At 62.2% G+C, this 25300-nt stretch carries 9 protein-coding genes; 6 read left to right on the plus strand and 3 right to left on the minus strand.

Translation table 11 applies throughout. The annotated features are described in order from the left end of the window. Window positions 1-190: 190 nt before the first annotated feature. A complete protein-coding gene (locus B0E55_RS26520; RefSeq protein ID WP_080910816.1) occupies window positions 191-16384 on the plus strand; it encodes a non-ribosomal peptide synthetase in 16194 nt (5397 codons plus the stop codon). A gap of 350 nt (window positions 16385-16734) precedes the next feature. Here B0E55_RS26520 and B0E55_RS26525 read toward each other — a convergent pair whose 3' ends face one another. Together B0E55_RS26525 and B0E55_RS26530 are read right to left on the minus strand one after the other, a co-directional pair. Beyond that, window positions 16735-17304, minus strand: coding sequence for a DUF5655 domain-containing protein (locus tag B0E55_RS26525; protein ID WP_080910817.1), 570 nt, complete (start codon window positions 17302-17304; stop codon window positions 16735-16737). 41 nt (window positions 17305-17345) lie between these two features. Further along, the gene (locus B0E55_RS26530) at window positions 17346-17999 is read right to left on the minus strand and encodes a GNAT family N-acetyltransferase (protein WP_080910818.1); all 654 of its coding nucleotides are present in this window, start codon (window positions 17997-17999) and stop codon (window positions 17346-17348) included. A 123-nt stretch (window positions 18000-18122) separates the two neighbouring features. Between B0E55_RS26530 and B0E55_RS26535 the strand changes: the two genes are divergently transcribed. The 5 genes from B0E55_RS26535 (at window position 18123) to B0E55_RS26555 (ending at window position 24647) form a co-directional block, all read left to right on the plus strand. Next, a complete protein-coding gene (locus tag B0E55_RS26535) occupies window positions 18123-19520 on the plus strand; it encodes an MFS transporter (RefSeq protein ID WP_198538457.1) in 1398 nt (465 codons plus the stop codon). Next, window positions 19517-21091, plus strand: a complete 1575-nt coding sequence (locus B0E55_RS26540; RefSeq protein ID WP_198538458.1) for a pyridoxal phosphate-dependent decarboxylase family protein — start codon at window positions 19517-19519, stop codon at window positions 21089-21091. Before B0E55_RS26535 ends, B0E55_RS26540 begins: the two co-directional genes overlap by 4 nt. A gap of 144 nt (window positions 21092-21235) precedes the next feature. Continuing rightward, a complete protein-coding gene (locus B0E55_RS26545) occupies window positions 21236-22567 on the plus strand; it encodes an SAM-dependent methyltransferase (RefSeq protein WP_080910820.1) in 1332 nt (443 codons plus the stop codon). A 20-nt stretch (window positions 22568-22587) separates the two neighbouring features. Further along, entirely contained in the window at window positions 22588-23907 is a 1320-nt protein-coding gene (locus B0E55_RS26550) for a lipase family protein (protein ID WP_080910821.1), read from the plus strand. 68 nt (window positions 23908-23975) lie between these two features. Then, the gene (locus B0E55_RS26555; RefSeq protein WP_020908009.1) at window positions 23976-24647 is read left to right on the plus strand and encodes a DUF1345 domain-containing protein; all 672 of its coding nucleotides are present in this window, start codon (window positions 23976-23978) and stop codon (window positions 24645-24647) included. Between the two features lie 21 nt (window positions 24648-24668). On the opposite strand, the gene B0E55_RS26560 is transcribed toward B0E55_RS26555, so the two are convergent. Then, window positions 24669-25298, minus strand: coding sequence for a LysE family transporter (locus B0E55_RS26560; protein WP_020908008.1), 630 nt, complete (start codon window positions 25296-25298; stop codon window positions 24669-24671). Window positions 25299-25300 lie beyond the last annotated feature (2 nt).

Below are 25300 nucleotides of genomic sequence, written 5' to 3' on the forward strand. Positions count from 1 at the left end.
GATGAAGCTCCTGACGTTTGAGTGCGTGAAAGCTGCGTCGACATGTCTAGCAGTGTTGGCCCAGTGGTGAAAACTTAGACGAGACAGTAGGGTTCGGTTCGGCCGTTCGTGGTGTTCGCTCCCATGGATTCACGTGATCAGCCATCGAATGTTCGTGAAAAACAAGGCTGGTGAAATGTGAGGTGACGGGTTGAGTGCTTTTCCGTTGTCTCGGGCTCAGCTCGCGCTGTGGTTTGCGCAGCAACTGAGTCCGTCAACTCCGTTCGTGGTGGCTCAGTACGTGGAGCTACGAGGACCGGTTGACGTCGACGCTCTGATCGCGGCAACGAACACGGCATGTCATGAATTGGAGTCGCCGTTCGTTCGCCTCGTCGCCACTGATGCCGAGCCGGCGCAGATTGTCGATCACTCGATCGTCGACGATCTCGCATACCTCGACTTACGCAGCGACGACGACCCGGTTCAGCGCGCGAACGAGTGGATGACAGCGGAATACTCACGGCCACTTGACGTGATGTCTGACCGCCTGATCTCGGCGACTTTGCTTCATCTGGCAGACGATCACTATTTCTGGTACTCGCACGCCCATCATCTTGTGCTCGACGGACACGCGGCGATGACACTCACCGCGCGGGTGGCCGAGCGCTATTCGCATCTGGTTCATGGCAAGACGCTGACTCCATTCGGTGGTGTCGGGGTACGTGCACTGCATGACCTCGACGTCGACTACCGATCCTCGTCGCGGTATCGATCGGACAAGCAGTACTGGACGGAGATGTCCGAAGGCCTGCCCCGCCCGGTTCGCCTCACCGACGGCGCCGGCCTGACGTCCATGCCGCAGCACATGATGGTGCGGACACTGAATCCAACTCTTGCAAAACAGCTTTCGAATGTAGCGACCGAGTGGACTACGTCCGAGGTGGCGGTCCTCGTCGGTGCATTCGCGTCCTATCTCGGCCGCATGACTGATTCCGATGACGTAGTCCTCAGCTTGCCGGTGTCCGGCCGCACCACGGCGACGTCGAAACGTTCAGGTGGGATGCTGTCCAACATCGTGCCTGTTCGTGCGCAACTCGAACGGGATCTGTCGCCACAGGAACTGGTGCGTCAGATCTCGGTTCAGATGACCGGTGCACTACGCCACCAGCGATTCCGCTACGAGGACATGGGCTTCCAGGAGGGTCAGGGCAGATCCCGTGAGGCGGCGGGCCCGGCCGTGAACGTCATGATGTTTCACGAAGCCATTCGGCTCGGCGACGTCGTCGGCGAATTTCACGTCCTCACATCCGGACCCACCGAAGATCTGTTCTTCAGCATTTATCCGTCGATCGCGGGGGAGAACGTTCGCCTGTCCTTCGAAGCCAATCCACGCCTCTACAGCGAACGTGACCTGGCGATGCATCATCGTCAGTTCGTTCGGTTTCTCGAGGGATTCCTCGACTCGGCTACCCGTGCGCTCGGTGACCTCCGCATCCTCTCGACGGACGAAGCGAAGGATCTGGTCCCCGCGTTAGGTCCGCGGACGGACGGATTCGCGACGCTCGATTCGGTCGTCAGAGGCGGCGCAGGGCAGGGGAGTGCCGTCGCGATCCGCGAGCAAGGTGTGGACATCACTTACGACCAGCTCGGCGCTCGCGCGGATGCACTGTGCGCCTTGCTCGTGGAGAACGGCGTCGGACGAGGTGACGTCGTCGGGATCCTCACCGAGCGCTCGACCGATTCCGTAGTTGCATTTCATGCAGTAGTGCGGGCTGGTGCTGTCCTTCTTTTCGTGGATCCTCAAACACCCTCCGAGCGTGTCGCTTTCATCCTCGACGACGCCGACGTGTCCGTTGTGGTCGGTGGCGAACTCGTGAACGTGCCGGCTTGGGTCTGCGTCGTCGACCCCAGGGAAGACGAGACCGTCGATGGGCCGATCGATCGAGGCGCGGGGACCGGTTCGTCTTCAGGCGACGTGTCCCTGGACGACACCGCCTACGTGGTCTACACGTCGGGGTCGACCGGACGACCGAAGGGCGTCGCGGTCACGCACCGAGGCATTGTGCCGTTGCTGCGTTCTCACGCCAGGCGACTGAACATCGATAGTTCCTCCCGCGTCGCGCTCCTGGCAGCTACCTCGTTCGACGTGGCGATCCTCGAGATTCTGCTTGCTCACGGCTGCGGCGCGACCGCCGTGATCGTTCCTCCCGGATTGATCGGCGGAGTGGACCTCGAAGACTATCTGCGGCTCGAGGGTGTCACGCACCTGATCTCGACACCATCGGTTCCGCTGACGATGGATCCTCGGAAACTGCCGGATCTTCGAGTGTTGAACGTCGGCGGCGAGCGACCGCCGGTGGCGCTCGTGGATGTGTGGTCGAGTCATGTCGACATCGTGAATTCGTACGGACCCAGTGAAGCGACCGTCGCGGCATTCATGAGCGAGCCACTCGAGCCTGGCGGTGATACTCCGATCGGGCGTCCGATCGACGGCGTTGCCGCTGTGGTGTTGGATTCGTGGTTGCGTCCGACTCCGGTCGGCGCCGTGGGTGAGCTGTACGTGATGGGACCAGGACTGGCGCGCGGGTACCTTTCCCCGACGCTGACCTCGGAGCGTTTCGTAGCGGCGCCCTTTGGTGCCACTGGTGCCGGCGAGCGCATGTACCGCACCGGCGACGTCGTGCGATGGAACGATGCCGGTCAGCTCGAGTTCTTGGGCCGCTCTGATCAACAAGTCAAGATCCGTGGAGTACGCGTCGAACTGGGCGAGATCGAGGCTGTGCTCCTGTCGACTCCCGGTGTTGCGCAAGCAGCGGTGGTCGAGCGATCCGGGTCGCTTGCGGCGTACGTGACTGCGGCCGAAGGTGAGGACGGCACTGCTCATCTATTGAGTCAGAAGGCGGTCCGCGAACATCTGGCTTCACTACTTCCACGTTCCATGCTTCCGGGTTCGGTGACGATTCTGGCAGCGTTGCCCGTCACGAGCCATGGAAAGACGGACCGTTCAGCGCTTCCTGAACCGACATGGTCCGCGGTCGCCGAGCAGCACTCGACCGTGCACCGTCCGATCGAGTACGACGAGGAATTGATTGCCTCGGTGATGGCCGAGGTCCTGGGCGTCGGAGTTCTCGGACCGCACTCCGACTTGTTCGCCTGGGGCGGTAGTTCCCTCGACGCCGTGTATGTTGCAGCGCGCGTGAGTTCTGCACTCGGTAGACGAGTTGGTGTCAGGGACGTGTTCGGCGCCCCGACTCCGGCGCGTCTGGCCCAGAAGATTCGTGAGGACCGGGCGGAATGGGTGGTGGAGCCCGAGCGCATTTCGGACGAGGTCACCGTCGAAATCGCTCCGGCGCAACAACGTCTATGGCTACTCAACCGTCGCGATCCCCAGTCGTCGGCGTACAACATCGCGTTCGAGGTCGCGTTCAGTGGTGCACTGGATACAGAGGTGATGAGGGCGGCGGTAGCCGACCTGACCGATCGCCATCTCGTCTTGCGTACCGTGTTCTCGTTCGAACAGAATCACGACACGTGGCCGATCCAGGTTGCGACCGCGATTCCGGTGACTCTGATCGAGGTTCCGTCCGAGGATTACGAGGCTGCGTCAGCGGATTTGGTTGCGGCAGGTTTCGACCTGGAGACCGATGCGCCGCTTCGTTTGATCCTCACCTCCGGCAGCGATGCCGACCACCGCTTGACCGTGGTTGCGCATCACATAGCCTTGGACGGCCTTTCGTTCGCCACGATCGTTTCTGACCTGATCTCCGCGTACGACGCTCGCGCCGACGGACGGTCGCCGATCTGGCCTTTGCCCGCGCTCGACTACCGCGACTATTCCGCTTGGCACAGAACCATTCTCGGTGATCCTGCGGATCCACAGAGCTTGGCAGGTCGCCAGCTGGAATTCTGGTCCGACGCACTCGCCGGCGTTGATCCGACTCTTGCGCTTCCCGTGGACAGATCCCGCCGGCCGGACCAACCGTCGTCGGCTCGGGACGTGACTTTCGAATTGCCCTCGTTCGTCCACGCGGCGCTCAATGAGATCGCTCGAGCGCATCACTGCACAACCTTCATGGTGTTGCACGCCTGCCTTGCGATTGCGCTGAGCAAGATCACCGGTGCGTCCGACGTGGTCATCGGAACCCCGACGTCCGGCCGAACACACCCTTCGTTCGACGGCGCCGTCGGTATGTTCGTCGGGACCGTGGCGCTGCGAACGCTCCTTCGCGGCGGAGACACCTTCGGTGAGTTCTTGAGTCGGGTACGCGAGGCCGACGTGGCAGCTTTGTCCAATGCCGACGTCCCGTTCGACTGGGTGGTCGACCGCGCGGTCGGTGGGTCCGCTGGCGACAAGAATTCCTTCCTCAGAGTGGTTCTCGCGGTCGATCCGGTAGCACCGGATTCCGAGATCGCGGTGGGAACTTTGACGGCCCACGGCACTCCGCTACCTCCCGCGCACCCTCGCTTCGACCTCGAAGTGACTGTGCGCGAAGATCGTACGATTGACGGCGACGCAAGCGGTATTCGCGGCACTTTCCGATATGCCGCCGATCTGTTCGATGCGGGCACCGTGCAGAGCTGGGTCGAGCGACTGCGTCGAGTATGTGAATCGATTACCGAGAACTCGTCAATCATGCTGCGCGACATCGATGTTCTCAGCGTTACGGAGCGCGAAGAATTGCTGGCTTGGGTGCCGGGGCCTTCGATTGTCGCGCAGTCGCTGCCCGACCTCTTCGGGGCCGTCGCAGCCCGGCATCCGAATGCAATCGCGGTGTCGAGTGGCGATACTCGCGTCACCTATGAAGAGGTGCGAGTTCGTTCGGAGGGCCTTGCCGCCGTCTTGATCGATCGAGGAATTGGAGTCGGGGATCGCGTGGCGGTAGCCCTGCCTCGATCGGTCGACCTCGTCGTAGCCATCATCGCCGTCGTTCGCGCGGGCGCTGCGTACGTCCCGATCGACTTGCAGTATCCCGACGCTCGCATCCACTACGTACTTGCCGATGCAGGCCCGAAAGCGATTGTGTCGACGGACGAATCAGCTGGGCGGTTCGTTGGGTACGAGCAAGCTGTCATCCTCGTGAACGAGACGGCTGACGCGACGGGCGGTTGGCCTGTTCCGCAGTCGGAGGCCGCCGCCTACGTGATCTACACGTCCGGATCGACCGGAGCGCCCAAAGGTGTGGTGGTGACTCACGACAACGTGTTGGCTCTGCTGGCCTCGACTCGCGAGATCTTCGACTTCGGCGACGAAGACGTGTGGTCGATGTTTCATTCGCACGCATTCGACTTCTCGGTCTGGGAGATGTGGGGTGCGTTGACCACTGGCGGATCCCTGGTGATCGTAGACGGTGACGTCGCGCGCTCTCCCGAAAGATTCGCGGATCTGATTGTGCGGGAGAAAGTCACCGTTCTGAATCAGACCCCGGCCGCCTTCTATGCGTTGGCGGAAGTTGCGCCGGAAATGCTGCTTCCGCTCCGGACGATTGTTTTCGGCGGCGATCGCCTCGACGTCGGGCGCGTGCAGGGTTGGTTCGATCGGCACCCGGACGTGCGGGGTGTCAATATGTTCGGAATCACCGAAACCACGGTCCATGTAACCAATTTCGATCTCATCTCCGGTAACGAGACTGTCTCGCCGATCGGGTCCCCACTACCAGGGTTTCGCAGCTACGTGCTCGACGCGTCGTTGAAGCCCGTCCCGCCGGGATCTGTCGGCGAACTGTACGTTGCCGGTCCGCAGGTGGCCGAAGGCTACTTGGGTCAACCAGGGATGACGTCTTCCCGATTTGTGTCTGAACCCGGATTCGAAGGATCGCGGATGTACCGCAGTGGCGATCTGGTCCGTCGGCGAGCCGGTCGACTCGAATATGTTCGCCGCGCCGACGGTCAGATGGCCCTGCGCGGTTACCGCGTCGAACCGGGCGAGGTCGAATCCGCGCTGTTGGCTCACACGTCGGTGGAGCAGGCCACGGTGGTGGTGAGAGAACTCGACAGTGGGCCGACTTTGGTCGGTTACATCACCCCTGAGAACGGACACGACCTCGACGGTGTGTTGCGGACTGCTCGTTCGTTGTTGCCCGCACATATGGTCCCGTCGGCTTTGATGCCGCTTGCGTCATTGCCGGTCACGATCAACGGCAAGATCGACCGAGCATCACTGCCGGACCCGACGTCGCAAGTGCAGCCGTCTCGGCAGTCGCGAGACTTCTTCGCTCAGACGGTTGCAGCCATTCTGAGCGATTTGATGGAAGTTCCGCATATAGATCCGGTCCGGAATCTCTTCGATCAAGGGGCCAATTCCTTGATCGCCACCCGTCTCTCGTCGCGCCTGAACTCCGCTTTGGGCTGCAACCTCGACGTCCGCGATGTGTTCGAGCACCCATTCGTCGATCAGCTCGCCGGCATCGCTGCCGCCCGAATCGGCGCGGGGCAAGCGTCTCCGTTGTCTTTGGTACCTCGTCTGTCTTTGGTACCTCGCCCAGGCGCTGCGGAGGTGCAGCTTTCGGCTCCCCAACACCGAATGTGGATTCTGAATCAGTTGGATACAGAGTCCTCCGGCTACAACATTCCGATAGTGTTGCGCCTGACGGGTGAATTGGACGTAGCTGCAGCCGAACTGGCAATTCGCGACCTGATCGACCGTCATCGCACTTTGCGGACCGTATATCCGGTTGTCGGCGAGCGTCCGGTTCAGACGGTGCTCGACGCCGAGGATTCGCTTCCGCTGTTTCAGCTCGAGGCACTCGACGGCGACGACGGCGAGAATCGTGTTGCAGAACTGGTGGGTCCGGGCTTCGATGTCACCGTGGATCCGCCCGTACGTGCGGCACTTCTCCAGCTTTCGCCTGACGAGTACATCCTGGCTGTTGTTATCCATCACATTGCCGCCGATGCTCGATCGCTCGAATTGTTGGTACGTGACTTCACGGCGGCGTACATCGCTCGCTCGGCGCAGCAAGCTCCGACGTGGTCGCCGCTCGCGCTCGAATACTCCGATTACAGCGCATGGCAACGGGAATCGGGGATTCCCGAGACGGTATCCAGCTACTGGAAGCAGGCTCTCGAAGGCCTTCCCGAGCAGGTGACGCTACCCCTGGACCGTCCGCGTTCGACGTCCGCCCGCGCGACGAGCTGCCGGGCAGAGATCTCGGGTTCGGTACGGACGGGCCTTCAAGCACTCGCACGATCGAACAACGGAACCATGTTCATGGTTGTCCACGCTGCACTCGCGGCGCTGCTGGCGAGGTACAACGACAGCAATGACGTAGCTGTCGGCACTGTTGTGTCCGGACGCGTCACACCTGAACTCGACGAGCTGGTCGGCATGTTTGCCGGAACGATTGTTCTTCGGACCGAAGTCGATCCGTCGAAGTCGTTCGGCCGGTTGGTCGAGCAGGTTCGTCAGCGAGACGTAGCGGCGTTCGCGCACGCAGAGATGCCCTTCGAATCGCTGGTTGACCTGATCGACCCACCGCGATCGCGTTCGCGACATCCGTTGTTCCAGGTGGCGCTCTCGTTCCAGACAACTCATTCCGCCGCGTGGTCCATACCGGGGTTGTCCGTCACTCAGATCTCGCCCGATGTCAGGCAAGCAAATTTCGATCTGCAGCTCAATGTGACAGACGAGGGGATCGGGGGCGGTCTCGGTCTCGAATTCGTGTACAACGCTGATCTATTCGATGATCTGACGGTATCGAGCTTTGCGGGTCGGTTCGAGCACCTCCTGAATCAAGTGTCTGTCGACCCCAATGTCACGGTAGGGCGAATCGACCTGTTGACGAGTGCGGAGCGAGCTCTTCTCGTCCCCGCACACGGCGCGGTCGACCGGCCCGATGCATCTCGGTGTTCCGGCACGACGCTTGCCTCGATGCTGCGATACGGCGTCGAATTCGCTCCGGACGCCGTGGCGGTCGAAGCTGAGGGCAACACACTCACTTACCGAGACCTCGATGCACAGTCGGACGTCGCAGCCGACGAGTTGCGTTCCGGGGGAGTCGGAGTGGACCACGTCGTTGCCTGGACTGCCGATCGGACCATAGCGTCGATCGTGCGATTGTGGGCGATCGCGAAGGTCGGTGCAGCTCCGGCATTGGTGGACCCGGAACAGCCGCAGGCGCGAGTACGCGATGTCCTCGAAGCGCTGGGCGACGGCGCGGTCTGCGGCCTCGACGCCGGTGGTGAGCAGGACGCAGACTGGGCCCGACGTCATTCCGAGAACCTTGCGGCCTACGTAGTTTTCACGTCAGGAACGACTGGAACTCCGAAGGCCGTGGTGGTGACCAACGGCGGGCTCGGCGTGATCGCCGAAGACCTGCCCCGTCGATTCTCGGCTGGTCCGGGTTCGCGCGTATTCCATCGCGGAGCGCCAGGGTTCGACATGACGTTGCTCGAGGTGCTCATCGCGAGTGCGTCCGGGGCGACGCTCGTTCTGGCGAAGGACGACCAACTGTTCGGCTCGGGACTTGCATCAGCACTGAGGCGCGAGCGAATTACTCATCTGTGCGCCACACCTACTGTCGTCGCCTCGATCGGCGATCCGTCGCTGCCGGACCTTGCAACGGTGATGTTCGGGGGCGAGCGACTCGGCGGTGCGTTGGCGAAGCGCTGGCAAGCCGGACGCAGAGTGATCAACGGATACGGACCTGCCGAGTCCGCGATGTATTCGCTTGCTACCGAACCACTGTCGATCGAACATCTGTCAGCTGACACTCACGACGGATCCGTCGGGTATCCACTGGCCGGGGTCGACGCCGTCGTGCTCGATGATCGACTCGAACCGGTGCCGCCGGGAGTCGCCGGCGAACTGTATCTCTCCGGTCGAATGCTCGCGCGCGGTTACGCCGGCCAACCGGCCCGAACCGCGGAACGATTCGTGGCAACCAGTTCAGGAGCCCGGATGTACCGGACCGGCGATCTGGTGATGTGGAAGCCGGAAAGCCCCAAATCTGAAGGCAATATGTATCGCCTGCATTATCTCGGGCGAACCGACGTGCAGGTGAAGGTCAACGGTGTCCGGATCGAACCGGGTGAGATCGAGGCAGTCATTCAGTCTGTCGCGAACGTCGATTTCTGCGTCGCCGGGGTTCGGTCGGCCCAGGGTGGAAGTCCTCTGTTGGTCGCCTACGTGCGAAGCTCGGATGCCGAAAGAGTTGACACGGGTCAACTTCGCGCCGCTGTCGCAGAAGTCCTTCCGACGTACATGGTTCCGCATGTCATCGTCGAAATCGAGGGCGCGCTTCCGATGCGGAACGGCAAGGTCGACTTCGCCCGTCTCCCGGCGCCGACACTGGATGCTTCCCGTGCACAGGGGCCGGCCACCGCCACAGAACGCCTTGTTGCCGAAGCTTTTACTTCGGTGCTCGGCGGGAATGAGGACGACCGCGACGCAGACTTCTTCTCGCTCGGCGGCAACTCGCTGTCGGCCGCAGAGGTTACCTCGCTCTTGAGTAGTTCCCTTGGGCTGGTTGTTCCGCTCCGGACCGTATTCGAGCATCCAACAGTTGCGGCGTTGGCGGCCCGGATCGATTCGCTCGAGCAGAGTGGCCCGGCGACCGATGTTGTCCGACTGGAACCGCGGCGCGACCCCACGCCCGCACCTCTGTCACGGAACCAGCGTGCGATGTGGGTACTGAACCAGCGGAACACGTCGAGCGGTGCGTACAACCTGCCGATCTGCATCGAGATCGACGGTGAACTCGACGTGCCCGCGCTGCGTCACGCAGCGACGGATCTTGTCGGCCGTCATGACGTCCTCAGAACCCGATATCCGGGCACTCCACCGGTTCAGGTCGTGGATCCTCCGACCTCCCTGACAATGGAAACGCGACTGGTCGCCGACATCGAGGTCGAGGTGCTGCTGCGAGAGTTCGGCTCGCGCGGTTTCGATGTAGCGGCAGACCTGCCGGTGCGCTGGATGCTGCTCCAGGTGTCACCGGTCAGGCACGTTCTGGCAGTGAGCTTTCATCACATAGCAGTCGACGGGGTGTCGATGCGAACGGTGGTCGGCGACCTGCTGACCGCTTACGGCAAGCGACGAGCTGGACTGGATCCGCAATGGTCTCCGCTGCCGATCCAGTACGGGGATTTTGCCGCGTGGGAGACAGCACGTGACGTTTCCCCTGTCGTCGAGGAGTTCTGGCGCCGAACGCTCGACGGTGTGACATCTGTGTCGCCGCTGACGGTGGATCATTCTGATGGCGGGCCGGATTCCGTAGCGCAGCGAGTGAACTTCGTGATTCCAGCCGTCATCAACTTGTCACTGCAGGCGCGAGCCGATCGATTGAAGGTCTCGCTGTTTGCGGTGGTTCATGCGGCGTTGTCCGTGGTGCTTGCCAAGCTGAGTGGAAATCCCGATGTCGTGATCGCCACAGCTGTCGACGGACGGCGTACGCCTGAGCTCGACGGCGTGGTCGGCATGTTCGTGGATACGGTGCCTCTTCGCCTTCGGATCGACGGGGACGTGCCGATCGACCTTCTGTTGGGTGCAGCTTTCCATGCTGATGTGGCAGCATTCGAAAATAGCTCTGTTCCTGCCGAATTGGTTGGTGAGCTGCTCGGCGGACGAACTCCCCAGATTGCGCTGGGTCTGCAGAACTTCGCGATCCCTGCCGTGGAGGTGGCCGGTCTCACGATTGAGGCTCGCGAAATCGAGACCGCGACAACGAAGTTCCCCATGCACGTCTCGCTCGCACCCGCTGTCGACGGATCATTGACCGGAGCGCTCATCTATGCCGCGAGCGCGTTCGATCCTTCGAGCGCCGACGCGGTTGCTCGACAACTGTCGAGAGTGCTCACCTCGATGGCCGAGGATGTGCCAGTACTCGTTTCGGATCTCGCGGTGGGCGCGGCGCCCAGTTGGACTGCTGTCGAGGTCGATTCGTCCCGGACGCTGACCCAGATTTTCGCCGCCACAGCGGCGCGATTCCCTGACAACATTGCTCTCGACGACGGGCAGCGCACGGTGACGTATGCCGAACTCGACTCTGCCTCGGATGCCCAAGCCTGGGAACTGGTGGCTCGGGGCGCAGGACCGGGTGCCGTGTACGAGATTCCGGCGGTACGGACTATCGCGTACCTGGTCCGAATGTTGGCGATCTCGAAAACGGGCGCGGCATTCGTGCCGATCGACCCCGACCTGCCGCCGGCACGGCTGAAGCAACTGCGCACAGTGCTCTCCGACCGCAGCCCCGTTCCCGGTCGGCAGTATCCGGATTCAGTCGCGTACGTCGTTCACACGTCCGGGTCGACTGGTGAACCGAAAGGCGTTGCAGTCACCCACCGAGGGCTGGGCCTTCTTACCGACGACGCAATCCGGAAGTACGGCGTGACTTCGGACTCGGTTGTGCTGCACGGTTACAAACCGACGTTCGATGCGGCGATTCTCGAGATGATGTTGGCGATCGGCGCCGGGGCTACCTTGGCGGTCGCTCCTCGGGAGGCTTTCGGCGGAAGGGCACTCGAAGAATTCGTCGCAGAACGCGGCGTCACTCACATGTTGTCCACTCCGGCCGTACTCGACACCATGGCTCCGGAGCGGTTCGACTCATTGGAGGTGGTGGCAGTCGGTGGCGATGTGCTCTCACCTTCTACCGCGCGTGCATGGAGTCGCCGCGCGCGAATGCTCAACGCATACGGACCGACGGAATGCACGGTGGTCACGACCGTCGCCGAGGTGGATCATCGGGTCACCATCGGAGTTCCGCTCGCCGGAATCGGTGCAGAGGTACTGGATACGCGACTGCGTCCGGTGCCGTGGGCCGGGATCGGTGAGTTGTACGTCAGCGGGCCCGGGCTTGCGATGGGCTATGCCGGAGATCCCGCCGGCACCGCCAGCTCGTTCGTCGCAGCACCAGGTGGACGCCGCCGTTATCGGACCGGTGATCTGGTTCACCGCCGCACCGATGACACGCTCGGATTCGTCGGACGCTCCGACCGTCAGATGAGCGTGCGAGGAATCCGCGTCGAGCCCGCCGAAATCGAATCAGCTCTGCGGCGGTGCACGGGCGTCGAGGCTGCGGCGGTTGTCCTCGTCGACGAGATCGCCGTTGCGTGCGCGGTTGGCGATGGTGTGGAGGCGGATCAGCTGACAATCGAGTTGGCCGCGATGTTGCCTGCGTATCTGATGCCCGGCCGCGTGGTCGTGTTGGAGTCGATCCCGCTGACGACGAACGGAAAACTGGACGCAGATGCGTTGCGGCGCCATGTGTTCGAGAGCCAGGCGCCCGATGCAGCAGTGACGGTTTCGGAGGAACTCGTCACCGCTGTGATGTCGGAACACGTGTCCGGAAGTTTCGGCGCTCTGCACAACCTGTTCGAATCAGGTGGTGATTCGTTGGCCGCGGCAGCGGTGGCAGGTCGACTCGCCTCGATCTTCGCGCGGGATGTGCCTGTTCGCGCCGTCTTCGACAATCCGTCGCCGCGAGCGATGTCTCAGTGGCTGTCGGCGAGCGCGTCCGATGGCAAACGCCGCGAACTGACTCGACGTGATCCCGGCATGCCGGCCCCGCTGGCGCCCTCGCAACAACGACTTTGGCTGATCAATCAGCTTCAGCCGGAATCGACTGCGTACAACCTGACGTTTGCAGCGGTCCTGGCAGACGACATCGATCGTTCGGTTTTGAGCAGCGCCCTCGGTGACGTCGTCGATCACCATGCCGTGTTGCGAACTGTGTTTGTTCCGGGTGAACTCGGTCCACAACAGGTTGAAATAGACTCTGTTGCAGTCGATCTCACCGCTGAGTGCGTCGACGATATCCGTGCGAGCGCTTCGGCCTTCGCGACTGTGCCGTTCGATCTCGAACGAGATGTTCCGTTCCGTGTGCGTGTGTTCAGCGAAAATGCAGGAGCCGATTCTGCAGGATTGACTGTCCTGGTACTGGTTGTTCACCACATCGCAATCGACGGTGCGTCGATGGGCCCGATCCTTGCCGATTTCGCGGCAGCCTTCGAGGCGAGGGTGCTCGGAAGGGAATGGGATCGCTCCGCCGGCGGGATCAGCTACGGCGACTACAGTCTCTGGGCGAGAGAGAGCTTGGGCGATCCGGAGGATCTTCTGAGCGTGGCGCATCGGCAACTCGACTACTGGTCGAACGCACTTGGTGGCGTCGAGGATGTGTTGGCTCTACCCGTCGACAACCCCCGGAGTCCGGTGTCTTCACGATCCGACGAGATGGTGACGGAAGTCCTCGATGGTGCCACCTATGACGCGTTGTCGGCGTTGGCTCGTTCGCATGGCGTCACGGTGTTCATGGTTGTCCACAGCGTGATTGCCGTGCTGCTCGCTCGCGAGTGCGTCACGGACGACGTCGTGGTGGGAGCAGCTGTGAGTCTGCGGAACGATCCGGCGCTGCTGAGCGTGGCCGGCATGATGGTGGGTACTGTCGCATTGCGCACGAGGATCAACTCCTCCGACCGCTTCGCTGCTGTCCTGGACGAGGTTCGCCGTGTCGATCTGGAAGCAATGGCGAACGCGGACGTCTCGTTCGACGATGTAGTTGCGAAGGTCGATCCGCCGCGCAGGATGAACGAGCATCCCCTGTTCACGGTCATGCTGGCATATCGGCGAGCGCTCGACGTGCCGCAGATCGACGGCATCACCGTCTTCGACATCGACAAGGCAGGGTCGTCGACCGGTTACGACTTGACGTGGGACCTGGTCGACACCGGTGACAGTCTGACGATTCGATTGCTGTATGCCACAGACAGATTCCGCGCGTCGACGGCGGAACTGTTCATGCAGCGGGTGACACGTATCGCCGAAGCAGTGACAGGTGAACCCGAGATCGTGGTCGGGGAGATCGAATTGCTGTCCGGTCTCGAACGCTCGGCGCTGACGGCTGCGAATCCTCGACACGTCGAACCGCTGACGATTGCGGACATTTTCGAACGCGCGCTGCGGCAGGCACCCGACGGCATCGCGCTGGAAGAGAACGGCAGGCGCTGGACCTATCGCGACCTGCACGAGGAGTCGTCGCACTGGACTCGCGAGTTGGTGGTCCGAGGAATCGGACCCGATGACGTGGTGGCCGTTGCGCTCGGTCGCGGGCATCTGTGGATCGTTGCGCTGTGGGCGGTAGCGCGGGCAGGCGCAGCGTGGCTGTCGCTCGATCCAGCGCTGCCGACAGCGCGCCGGCAGACGATGGTCGAGGAGTGCGGTTCGGTTGTCGGTTTGACAGCGCGAGGTGCATCCGAGAGTTTGCCTGACTCCGTCGAGTGGGTGGCGATGGATGAATCCTGCACTGCTGGTGGGGCTGTCGAGGTATCGGCAACGCCGGCTCATCCCGACAACCTCGCCTACGTCATCTACACGTCGGGTTCCACGGGAAGACCCAAGGGTGTCGAGGTTTCACACCGCGGCATCATGAACGTCTACACCGCGCACGCCGAGATCGCCGAGCTCGATCGTGGCCCCCGAGTCCTGCAATTGGCGTCGTCGACCTTCGACGCGTCGGTGATCGAGATTCTTCTGGCGGCGGCAGGGTGTGGAACGTTGATTCTGGCTCCTGACTTCGTCTACGGGGGAGAGGAACTCACGAATCTGCTGATCGCTGCCGACGTCACACATCTGATCGTGACGCCAACGGTCCTGGCCACAGTCGATCCGGATGCAGTGCAACCGTTGATCGTCGAATCGATGGGGGAGCCGCTCTCTGCCCGCCTGGCGTCGGCGTGGTCACCCCGACATCGCATCGTCAACGGATACGGACCGACCGAATCAACGATCGCGGCATCGATTTCCGCGCGGATCACTGACGGGGACGTCACCGTCGGCACCCCGGTACCTGGCACGACGCCGTTTGTTCTCGATCAGAGGCTCCGACCGGTTCCGGATGGCGTTGCGGGAGAGCTATTCCTCGCCGGCGAGAATGTGGCACGGGGGTACGTCGCCTCTCCGGGTCTGACTTCCGAGCGTTTTGTTGCCAATCCTTATGCGGTGGGGACTCGGATGTATCGCACGGGTGACCTCGTGCGTCGTAGGCGTCACGACCGAGCGCTCGAGTACCTGGGGCGCAACGACGCACAGGTGAAGGTGCGGGGTGTCCGCGTGGAACCGGCGGAGGTCGACGTGGCTCTGTCAAGCCATGGAGCAGTGACCTTCTCGGTTACCGTCGTCTCTGACGACGGGCACGGATCCGCTGAACTCCGGTCGTACGTAACGCTGGCGGAAAACGGTTCGGTGACGGAATCGGAGCTTCGCGGGTTTGTCTCCGGCCTGCTGCCGAAGCACCTGCTGCCTTCGTCGGTGACGGTGGTGGGAGTGGTCCCGCTGCTCGCTTCGGGGAAGATAGACGTAGCGGCACTTCCTGCTCCTTCGCCGCAGGTAGGGTCGAGTGTGGATCGACCCGTCTCGGATACCGAACGTCAAGTGGCACAGGCATTCGAGGGCGTGACCGGCGCGAAATCGGTGGGCCGCTACGACGACTTCTTCGAGCTCGGCGGGACATCCATGGGTGCAGTTCGAGTGGCTTCGCGCTTGCGTGAGACCCTGAACAGGGATTTCCCGGTTCAATGGATTTTCACCGATCGAACTGTGGCGGAGCTTGCCTCTCGGATGGATCTCGTTCATGCCGACGTCGTGGAGGGTGATTCGTTCCATTCGGATCCGCTGGACACGATCGTCATGTTGGGCGGCAATCCTGATGACGTAAGGCCGCCGTTGTTCTGTGTGCATCCGGTCAGCGGAATTGCCTGGTGCTACGTCGGACTCGTCGGTCAGCTCGAAGGTCGACGGGTGTACGGCATCCAGGCAACGGGTGCAGGTGAGCTACCCGGCACGGTGGCGGAGTTGGCGTCGGGGTACGTCGATGCCGTACGGAATGTGCAGCCGTCGGGTGAATACCATCTACTGGGTTGGTCTGCCGGTGGAACGATCGCGCTCGAGATGGCGAGCCAGCTCGAAGAGACGGGCGATCTGGTCGGTTCGGTTGTCATGCTCGACGCGCTGTTGCCGGAGATGATGCCATCGGTACAAGCGGCTCCGAAACCTTCCGAACTGTTTGCGCAGATCGGACTAGCTGAGGTTGAAACTGAAACTGCAGCATTGACTTTCGTAGACGTTGCGGCAGAGATCCGAAGGCAGACCGGTATGGATTTCCTTTCCGATACGGTTCTCGAATCCGTAGTGGGGCGGGTTGAAAAACTGTCGCGAATCGTTCGGGACCACACGCCGCGGCGCTATTTCGGCTCAGTGGAATTGTTTGTGGCGCAGCATGATCTGCCTGAACATCGTCACCTGGTCGAAAAATGGTCCCAACTGGTGGGGTCGCTGCGGGCGTACCTGGTCGACTGCTCTCACGCGGAAATGTCGAGCATGGAGGCTTTGGCGAGTGTTGCGAAAGTCCTCGTCGACAATCCTGGAGGCGTCGAATCCGAAGCGGGGGAGAGCAATCATGCTGGGGTGCAGTAGATCTGCGGTGCCGGGACTTTGGTCCGGAGTTGTCACACCCGGGGTCCCCATGCTTCCGTTCCACAAGTAGAACCCGTAGCATTTTCCTTGTGGCAGTAAGCCATTCAGAAACTATCTCCGGAGGATCGTATGTTGGGTTCCCTTTTTTCCATCAGCTCTGAAATCGGTGTCCCGTCCGTTGATGCGCTCTTCGAGGCTGCTCGGACCATCATCGGCGCGATCTTCGGCCTGAGCTGACACGTCGCAGCGACCTTCCCCCGCGGTGAAGAAAGTCCCTGTTCTCCGACAAGGAGAACAGGGACTTTCGTGCAGCGTGCCGGTGAGTGGTTCCGTGGCGGCGAGTTAGTGTCCTACCGGCCGTTCTGTAGATACGCGATGGCTATCAGCGATCCGACTTCGTCGTTCACGTCCTCGGTGCTGGTGAGCCCGATCTTGTGAGTCGACTGCCCGGGAGCTTTGGCCGGCACCAGAAGTTCGGAACCGGGGGCCTCGACAAAACGTAGTCCGAGGTCGACTCGGGCTTTGGTGGCCGCTGCGATGGCAGCAAATTGGCGAGCGCGAACAAAGGGCGTGTATGTTCCGCGGCCTTCGACTCGAACATCGGTTCCGAGCTCTTCGATCAGACGTCGGGCTGCATCGAAGATGGGTCGCAGTGCTACCTTCGGGCCGCTGTACTGCTGGTCGATGTATTGCTCGACGGTCGGCTCCGCCCATCCGGACTGTTTTGCAGTCTCGAATGCAATTGCCCACTGCGAGTTCTGCGGTACACCGTGCTCTGCTTTCAGCCACTTGCGGACTTCGTTCTGATCGAGCGGGTCGACCCCCGACGTCCGCACAGCCTCTACCCATTCTTCGAGCGTGCGTCCGGTACGGTCGCGCATGGACGAGGTGACTGCGGCCATCATGTCGGAGGGTTCCATGTGTCTGTTCTACCGGCTGTCACGGTGCACGAGTAGCTCGCTCAGTCGATGCCCAGCATCGCCCTGAGCGCGTCTGCGCCGGTCACTTCGACGGGGTACGGCGGTGCGACAAAATCTTCGCGCCTGAGGGTGAAGAGTCGACGCACGGTCATTCGGCCGTCGGCAGCCAACTCCTCGACTGTGCCGTCGGCGCGGTACCCGACTTTGGTCGACACCGTGATCGAGGCGGGGTTGTCCGTGAACGCCGACGACACGACGCTGCGTGCGCCCAAAGAGTCGAATGCGAATGCGCAGATTGCCTGTCGGGCAAGAGTGCCGATGCCCCGGCCTTGGAACCCGCGCCCGATCCACGAGCCGGTTTCACCGGTACGACTTTTGGGAAAGTCCGTCGCGGCGAACGCCTGGCAGCCGACAATTTCTCCGTCGACGACAATGGCTGTTTCGAATTTCCAGTCGGTCGTGGTCATCGCTCCGCGGACCGACCAGTGGTATTGGATGAATCTTCGCGACACTTCGGTGGGAGTGCCCACCGTCCAGGGGACGAGAAACGGCATCTGTTCGGCAGGGTGAATGCCGGCTCGGACCAGCGCAGCGAGTTCGGGGAAATGGTCGTCGCGCACAGGGACCAAGGTGACGGGCCCACACGTGATCGTGACTCCGTACGGAGGCCAGATCTCTGTCAGTGGATCAACCATCGTCTTCAGGCTTTCGTTCGTGTACGAATCGGTTCACAGTCTGGCATGCCCGGCCCGTCCGAGTGAGCGACTTCTGGTCATCGAGATTCTTTTGCCCTCGCGGTACGGAGTCGTGACATTAGTGTGTGGACGGTGACTACAGACAAACCGGTACGTCTTCGTGAAGGTAGATCGCCTGACAGGCTTTCGCGCGGCGTGGTGGCCGGATACGCAGCGGGAAGTGTCGGCACGGGTGGATTCGGTGTGCTTCCAGGTCTGGTACTGGCGTACTACCTGACCGATACGCTCGGCGTGGCCGCGGCGCTCGCGTCGCTTGTGGTCATTGTCCCGAAAATCGCCGACGTCCTGATCGATCCGCTGATCGGGTCGATCAGCGATCGAAGCTCTCATCGAACTGGTACGCGAGTGCCACTCATGCTCGCAGGCGCTCTGGGACTGCCGTTGCTCTTCATTCTCACGTTCTCAGCCCCCGTGTCTGCGGGCCCCGGAGTCGGGGCGTTGTGGGTGCTCGTCTTCTTCCTGCTCGCGGCCAGTGCCTACAGCCTCTTTCAGGTTCCATATATCGCGTTGCCGACCGAGTTGACCGGCGATTACCACGAACGCACTCGTTTGGTATCGGTTCGAATTGCGGTGTTGGCCCTGACAATTCTGGTCATCGGCGCTGGTGGACCGGAAGTTCGCGACGCTGCCGGGGGTGGAGCACGCGGTTATCTGGTCATGGCGATCGGGGTGTCGGCGCTGATGTGTGGGGCAATGATCTGGGCAGTTCGCGGAGCGGCGCGCCACACGGTGACTCACGCGGACGCGCCGGTCGGCTCGTTGCTCTCGCAGTACCGGGACGGGTTCGACGCGATACGACGCACCCGCGCGTTCCGATTGCTGGTCATCGTCTTCGTGCTCCAAGCACTTGCCACCGCTGTGATGTTGGCGGGTGCGCAATATCTGGCGACCTATGTGATGGGCAGCGAAGGCGCGCTCACCGGTCTGTTCGTTGCACTCGTCGGACCAGCTCTCGTCGTCATGCCGCTGTGGTACCGGTTCTCGCATCGGTACGGAAAGCTTCGCGGCTACGTCGTGTCCTCGGTTCTGTTTGTCGTCGCGACGGCGTTGTTGACCCTTGCGGCTGTCAACGCCGGTTCGTGGATCTACGGTGCAGTCGCCCTTGCCGGCGTCGGATATGCCGGCATGCAGGTGTTCCCGTTGGCGATGCTTCCTGACGTCATCGAGGACGACGCGCGAATCGGTGGACGCCAACGTGGTGGTTCGCTCAGTGGTATCTGGACAGCCTCGGAAACCGCAGGCCTTGCTCTGGGGCCCGCGGTGTTCTTGGGTGTACTCGCGGTGACCGGCTTCGTTTCGAAAACTGCGGGCGAGACTGTCGTGCAACCGGAATCAGCGCTGACCGGGATAGCCCTTGGCTTCTCGGTCGTGCCGGCGATCCTGGTTGCGATCAGCCTGGTCGTATTGCGGAATTACCGCACTGAACAAGAATCCACTCACGAGAACGTAGGTGAACGATGAGTTCCACTCAGGCCGAGGAACTTCAGGGCAAGATCGTCGAGAGCACGAACCTCGAGAAGAGGGCGGCCGACATCTTGACTCGGCTGCGTTCGCTTCGTGAGCAGGACGCCCCGACGCACGGAGGCCGGGTTCTGTCGTACGTGTACGACAGCGGTCTCGCAGCCCTCGACGAGTTGGCAGCGGACGCAGCTCGATTGGTTCAGCCGGTCAACGGTCTCGACCCGACGGTGTTCCCGTCCACGGCGGTGATGGAGCGTGAGTTGGTTGCGTTCGCTCGCGAGTTCCTCCATGGAGCTTCAGACCCAGCCGCAGATACCGATACAGACACAGACACAGACACCGGAGGAGTAGTCGTCGGAAATGTCACCAGCGGCGGAACGGAGAGTTGTGTGTTGGCCGTCAAGGCAGCTCGCGACTTCCGCGGGCTCCCGCCGGGTGAGGGTTCGCTGGTTCTTCCGACCACCGCGCACGCCGCTTTCCACAAGGCAGCGCACCTACTCGGACTGGAACTCATCCTGGTACCCGTAGATCCCACGTCGGGGCGCGTGGGCGCACAAGATATTGCGACGGCAGTTCGGAAGGACACGGTTCTGATCGTCGTCTCGGCGCCCAATTACCCGTTCGCGGCGCTCGACCCGATCGCCGACGTCGCGGAAGTTGCTCGTGCACATTCGATTCCATTACATGTCGACGCCTGCATCGGTGGGCTTGCGTTGCCGTGGTGGGGTGATCTGCCGCCCTGGGATTTCCAGGTGCCCGGTGTCACCAGCATGTCGGTCGACTTCCACAAGTACGGATACTCACCCAAGGGCGTCTCGGTCTTGCTGCACCGCGGGCGTGACCTGCATCGCAAGCAGTATTTCGGGCTCACGGACTGGCCGGGGTATCCGGTGGTCAATCCCACGCTTCTCGGTTCCAAATCCGTTGCTGCTCTGGCCGGAGCGTGGGCGATTTCGCAAGTTCTCGGGCAATCGGGGTACGCCGAACTGGTGTCCCGGGCGCAGCGGGCCACCCGTGCGCTGATCGAGACGGTCCAGAGCATCGACGGGCTTCGCGTCGTGGGCTCGCCGGTGGGGCCGCTGTTCGCGGTCGCCACCGATGGTTCGGTGCCCCTCGAACGTCGAGTCGATCCGCATCGCTGGGTAAGCGCTGTCGGTGCCCGCGGCTTCGTCCTTCAAGGGCAGCCGGCGTCGACGCAACCTGACGGAACTGTATTGCCTCGAACAACCCACCTCACCGTCACCCCGGTGACCGAGTCGGTGCTCGGCGAGTTGACCAATGCGCTCGTCCTCGGTGCCGACGACGTTCGCGGCTTGGCGGCAGCCGAGGCGCCGCCGGCACTGGCAGAGTTGGCCGGAGCATTCGAACGTGGCGATGTCACCGTCGCCGATGTTCTTGCGTTGCCAAGTGACGCTGTCGCGGCAGCTTTGAGGTCGGCGGGGCTGGATCCTCGGGGTTCTGCTGATTCTCCCTTGGACATGGCGGCCGTCCTCGCGGCAGTGGAATCGCTGCCACGTGAGGTGACTAAGAGACTGCTGGTGGAATTCCTCGCCGGGCTGGTGGAGCCCTGACACCGCTATGAATACCGAAACCTCGATGAATACCGAAACTGCGGTGAACACTGCCCAAGACTCGGACAAATGGCGCGAAAGATTCGCGAATCGGGCGTAAGTTTTCTGTCATCGGCTAACCATCTTTGTCGGAGGGGTTGATCTGTGACTGGTGCCGCGACCAAGATTTTGACGGTTTTCGAGGAAGTGATCGGGGTTCCGCTTCCGGTTCGCGTGCGATGTTGGGACGGTTCGGAGGCAGGTCCGCCGGACGCCGCTGCGCGGGTACATTTCCGGAATCGGCGTGCCCTACGTCGAGTCCTGTACTCTCCCAACGAATTGGGGCTGGCGAGGGCATACGTGTCCGGCGATCTGGACGTAGACGGCGATATCTTTGCGCTCCTCGATGTCCCGGATCTGGTCACGCGGCTCGGTGAGAATCGTTTGTCGGCGTTGCCGTTGCGCTCACTGGTGCGCGCCGCCGGTACTTTCGCCGGCTTGGGGGCGGTGGGTCCACCGCCATCGCCTCCGTCGATCGAGATGCGTCGTAAGCGAGGCAAGCGGCACAGTAAATCACGCGATTCGGCCACGGTCTCCCATCACTACGACGTCGGGAACCGCTTCTACGAAATGTTTCTCGGGCCGAGCATGGTCTATTCGTGCGGGTACTGGCCGGAAGGGGTCGAATCCCTCGAAGCTGCTCAGTACGCGAAGCTGGATCTGATTTGCCGCAAGCTCGATCTGAAGCCGGGAATGCGACTGCTCGACGTCGGTTGTGGCTGGGGATCGATGGCACTGCACGCTGCCCAGAACTACGGCGTCGACGTCGTCGGAGTGTCACTGAGCAACGAGCAGGTCGAGTACGCCAAGGGACGAGTTGCCGACGCGGGTTTGGCCGATCGTATCGAGATTCGGGTGCAGGACTATCGCGACGTCGACGACGGCCCGTACGACGCGATTTCGAGCATCGGCATGTCCGAGCATGTGGGCCTGGCCAATTTGCCGGTGTACACGGCAAAACTCTTCGACCTGCTCGCGCCACAGGGTCTTCTGCTCAATCACGCCATCGCGGCGGTGAAGTCTTTGTCGGACAACGTCGATGACGGACGCAGTTTCATCGACAGGTACATCTTCCCGGACGGTGAGATCCTTCCGCTGAGCAAAACCATTGATGCGCTCGAACTTTCAGGTTTCGAGACGCGTGACAGCGAGGCGTTGCGCGAGCATTACGCCTTGACGCTGCGCGCGTGGGTACAGAACCTTCGCGAGAACTGGGACGCATCGGTCCTACAGGTCGGTGCTCCCCGCGTGCGTACCTGGTTGCTGTATCTCGCTGCCAGTGCCCTGGGTTTCGAGGAGCCGCACAGGCTTACGATTCATCAGGTCCTGGCCGTGAAACCAGGGGATCGGGGGGCCAGTGGCATGGCCCGCTCGCGTAGCAGTTGGTATCGATCGATTGAAGTCCCGCAGATCGAAACCGGTCCGCGCGTCGACTGAGGCCTATACGTTGGATTTCCATGAGCACCCGGAAGGTTGTCCTCGCGGCACTGAAGATTTCGGCCGTTGCGGTATCGGCGCTGTTGTCGACCTCGCTACTGTTCACACCGATATCGAACGCCGAACCTGTGAACGATTTCTACGACGCGATTCCGGGCGACGTCGGTGATCCGGGCTCGGTGATTCGGACGGAACCGCTGCCGCTGGCCGGTGCCGTCGGCGGAGTGCCTGGTGTGGGGACCCGGATCCTGTATTCGAGTACCGACACCCACGGATCCAATGTTGCTGTGTCGGGCTCATACCTGGAGCCGGCTGCCCCGTGGTCAGGCGCGGGCCCGCGCCCGACGGTCGTGATCGGTCCGGGCACGCAGGGCCAAGGTGATCAGTGCGCGCCGTCGAGGATGTTCCCCACTGCCGGTCAACTCCGCCTGGCGGAACCCGGGAATCCGTCGAACTACGGTGCCGGTGTGGACAGTGTCGGTGTCAACTACGAGTCCGCATTTGCTTTCGCATTCCTAGCCCAGGGCGTTCGCGTGTTTGTCACCGACTACATCGGACTCGGAACACCCGGTATCCATACCTACGTCAATCGCGCCGAGGAAGCCCACGCGATGTTGGACGGTGCACGCGCTGCCCGAGCCTTGGCGAAGGCAGGAGAGGACGATCCGATAGCGCTGTGGGGCCATTCGCAGGGCGGCGGCGCCACTGCCGCTGCAACCGAACTGGCACCCGAATACGCGCCTGAGTTGAATCTGGTCGGGAGTTACGCGAGCGCGCCCCCGGCAGACCTGGCAAGCGTTCTGCGTCATATCGACGGTACCGGCCTGATGGCCGCGATCGGCTACACGATCAACGGCGTCCTCGACCGATATCCCGCCGCCCGAGAGCCGATCGAATCTCGACTCAACGACTACGGCCGGTCCGTGCTCGCCGACGTCGCCGGGCAATGCCTCATCGATTCCCGAACCAAGTACGGGAAGCAGTCGACGGCGTCGTGGACCACGGACGGCCGGCCACTTGCCGACGTGGTGGAATCGGTACCGGAGATCCAGCAGGTGATCGAGGAACAACGCATCGGGCGGCGAACCCCGGCCTCGCCGATTCTGGTCAACGGAGCGCTCAACGACGATTTCATCCCGTACGAGCAAACCCGGCGCCTGGTTCAGGACTGGTGCGCGCGCGGGGCCGAGGCGACGTTGTTCACCGACACCCTGCCTGCAGTGAATCCGGGGAGCGGTAACAATCACCTCGCGCCGGCCGTAGCGGACTTCGGTGTCGGATTGCAGTACGTGCTGGACAGATTCAACGGCAAGCCTTTGGTCGACACGTGCAACGCCTGACACGCCTGCTTCTCGATTACCTTGCGGCGTAACCACCGTCTCATTGCGAACGGTGGTTGACTGAGCCCGTGAACGATCGATCGCACGACCTTCCGATCAACCCGGTTCCGCGGAGTGAGCTGGGTGCCGGGCCAGCGCTGAGAGTGTCGACAGGTCTGGTGCTCGGTGTCGCTGCAGGCGTCGTCACGGCGTTGGTCGGCTACCCCCGGTTCGCTTTCCTGATCGGCTGGGATGTCGCGGCGATGGTGTTCACGGTGTGGACGTGGATTCTGGTCTGGCCCTTCGATGCGACGCTCACCGCGAGCCACGCAACGCGGGAAGAACCGGCTCGCAACGTCGCACACCTGCTGATTCTCGGCGCTGCCGTCGCGAGCCTGGTCGGTATCGCGTTCCTGCTCTTGGCGGCACCCGACGGACATCACTACCAAGTCGTGGCGGCATCGGTTGCAGTAGGCAGCGTCGTGATCTCGTGGCTGGCGGTCCACACGCTGTTCGCCCTCGGCTATGCGCGGCTGTACTACTCGGGCCCCGACGGCGGAATCGATTTCAATCAGGAAGAACCGCCGCGGTACAGCGATTTCGCCTACGTGGCGTACACGGTCGGGATGAGCTTCGCGATTTCCGACACCAACTTGAAGTCGTCGGACATGCGCGCGATGGCGCTCGGCCACGCATTGCTGTCGTATCTGTTCGGTTCGGTGATCGTGGCGTCCGTCGTCAACTTGATTGCAGGTCTGTGACCGATCAAGCCGTGTGACCGATCAAGCTGCTGCACGCCCGATGCTCGAGAGGAAGCCGGCGGCTCCGAAGAACAGGCCGGCGAACACTCGATTGGTGGTTCGCTGCTGTTTGGGGGATCGCATCAGGGTGAGCACTCGTGCGGCCAGCCCGGTGTATCCGGTCATCACGATCACGTCGACTGCGCACATCGTGGCGGCGATGATCAGATACTGCGGAAGCAGCGGTGCCGACGGGTCCAGGAACTGTGGGAGCACAGCGAGCATGAAAACGACGGCCTTCGGGTTGCTCGCGTTCACGAGAAAACCGCGAAGCATCATCATCGGGCCCGAACTGCTCGCGGTTGCCTCGTCGGTCTCCACCTCGGTGGGCGCCGATCGCCACTGCCTGATTCCCAGGTAGACGAGGTATGCCACACCGAACCACTTGATCAAGGAAAAAGCCACGGTCGAACTGGCGAGAATTGCACCGACCCCGGCCGCGACAATTCCGATCTGCAGCAGCAATCCCAACTGCAGCCCGAAGATGTTCCAGTATCCGCGCCGCAAGCCGTAGGCAAGCCCTGACGACATCGACGCAATGGCGCCGGCCCCCGGTGACAGGCTGATCACCCAACTTGCTCCGAAGAACGCCAACCAGACGTGCCAACTCATGT

Source organism: Rhodococcus sp. 66b, from assembly GCF_002076325.1.
In the GTDB taxonomy this organism is placed as follows: domain Bacteria; phylum Actinomycetota; class Actinomycetes; order Mycobacteriales; family Mycobacteriaceae; genus Rhodococcus_F; species Rhodococcus_F erythropolis.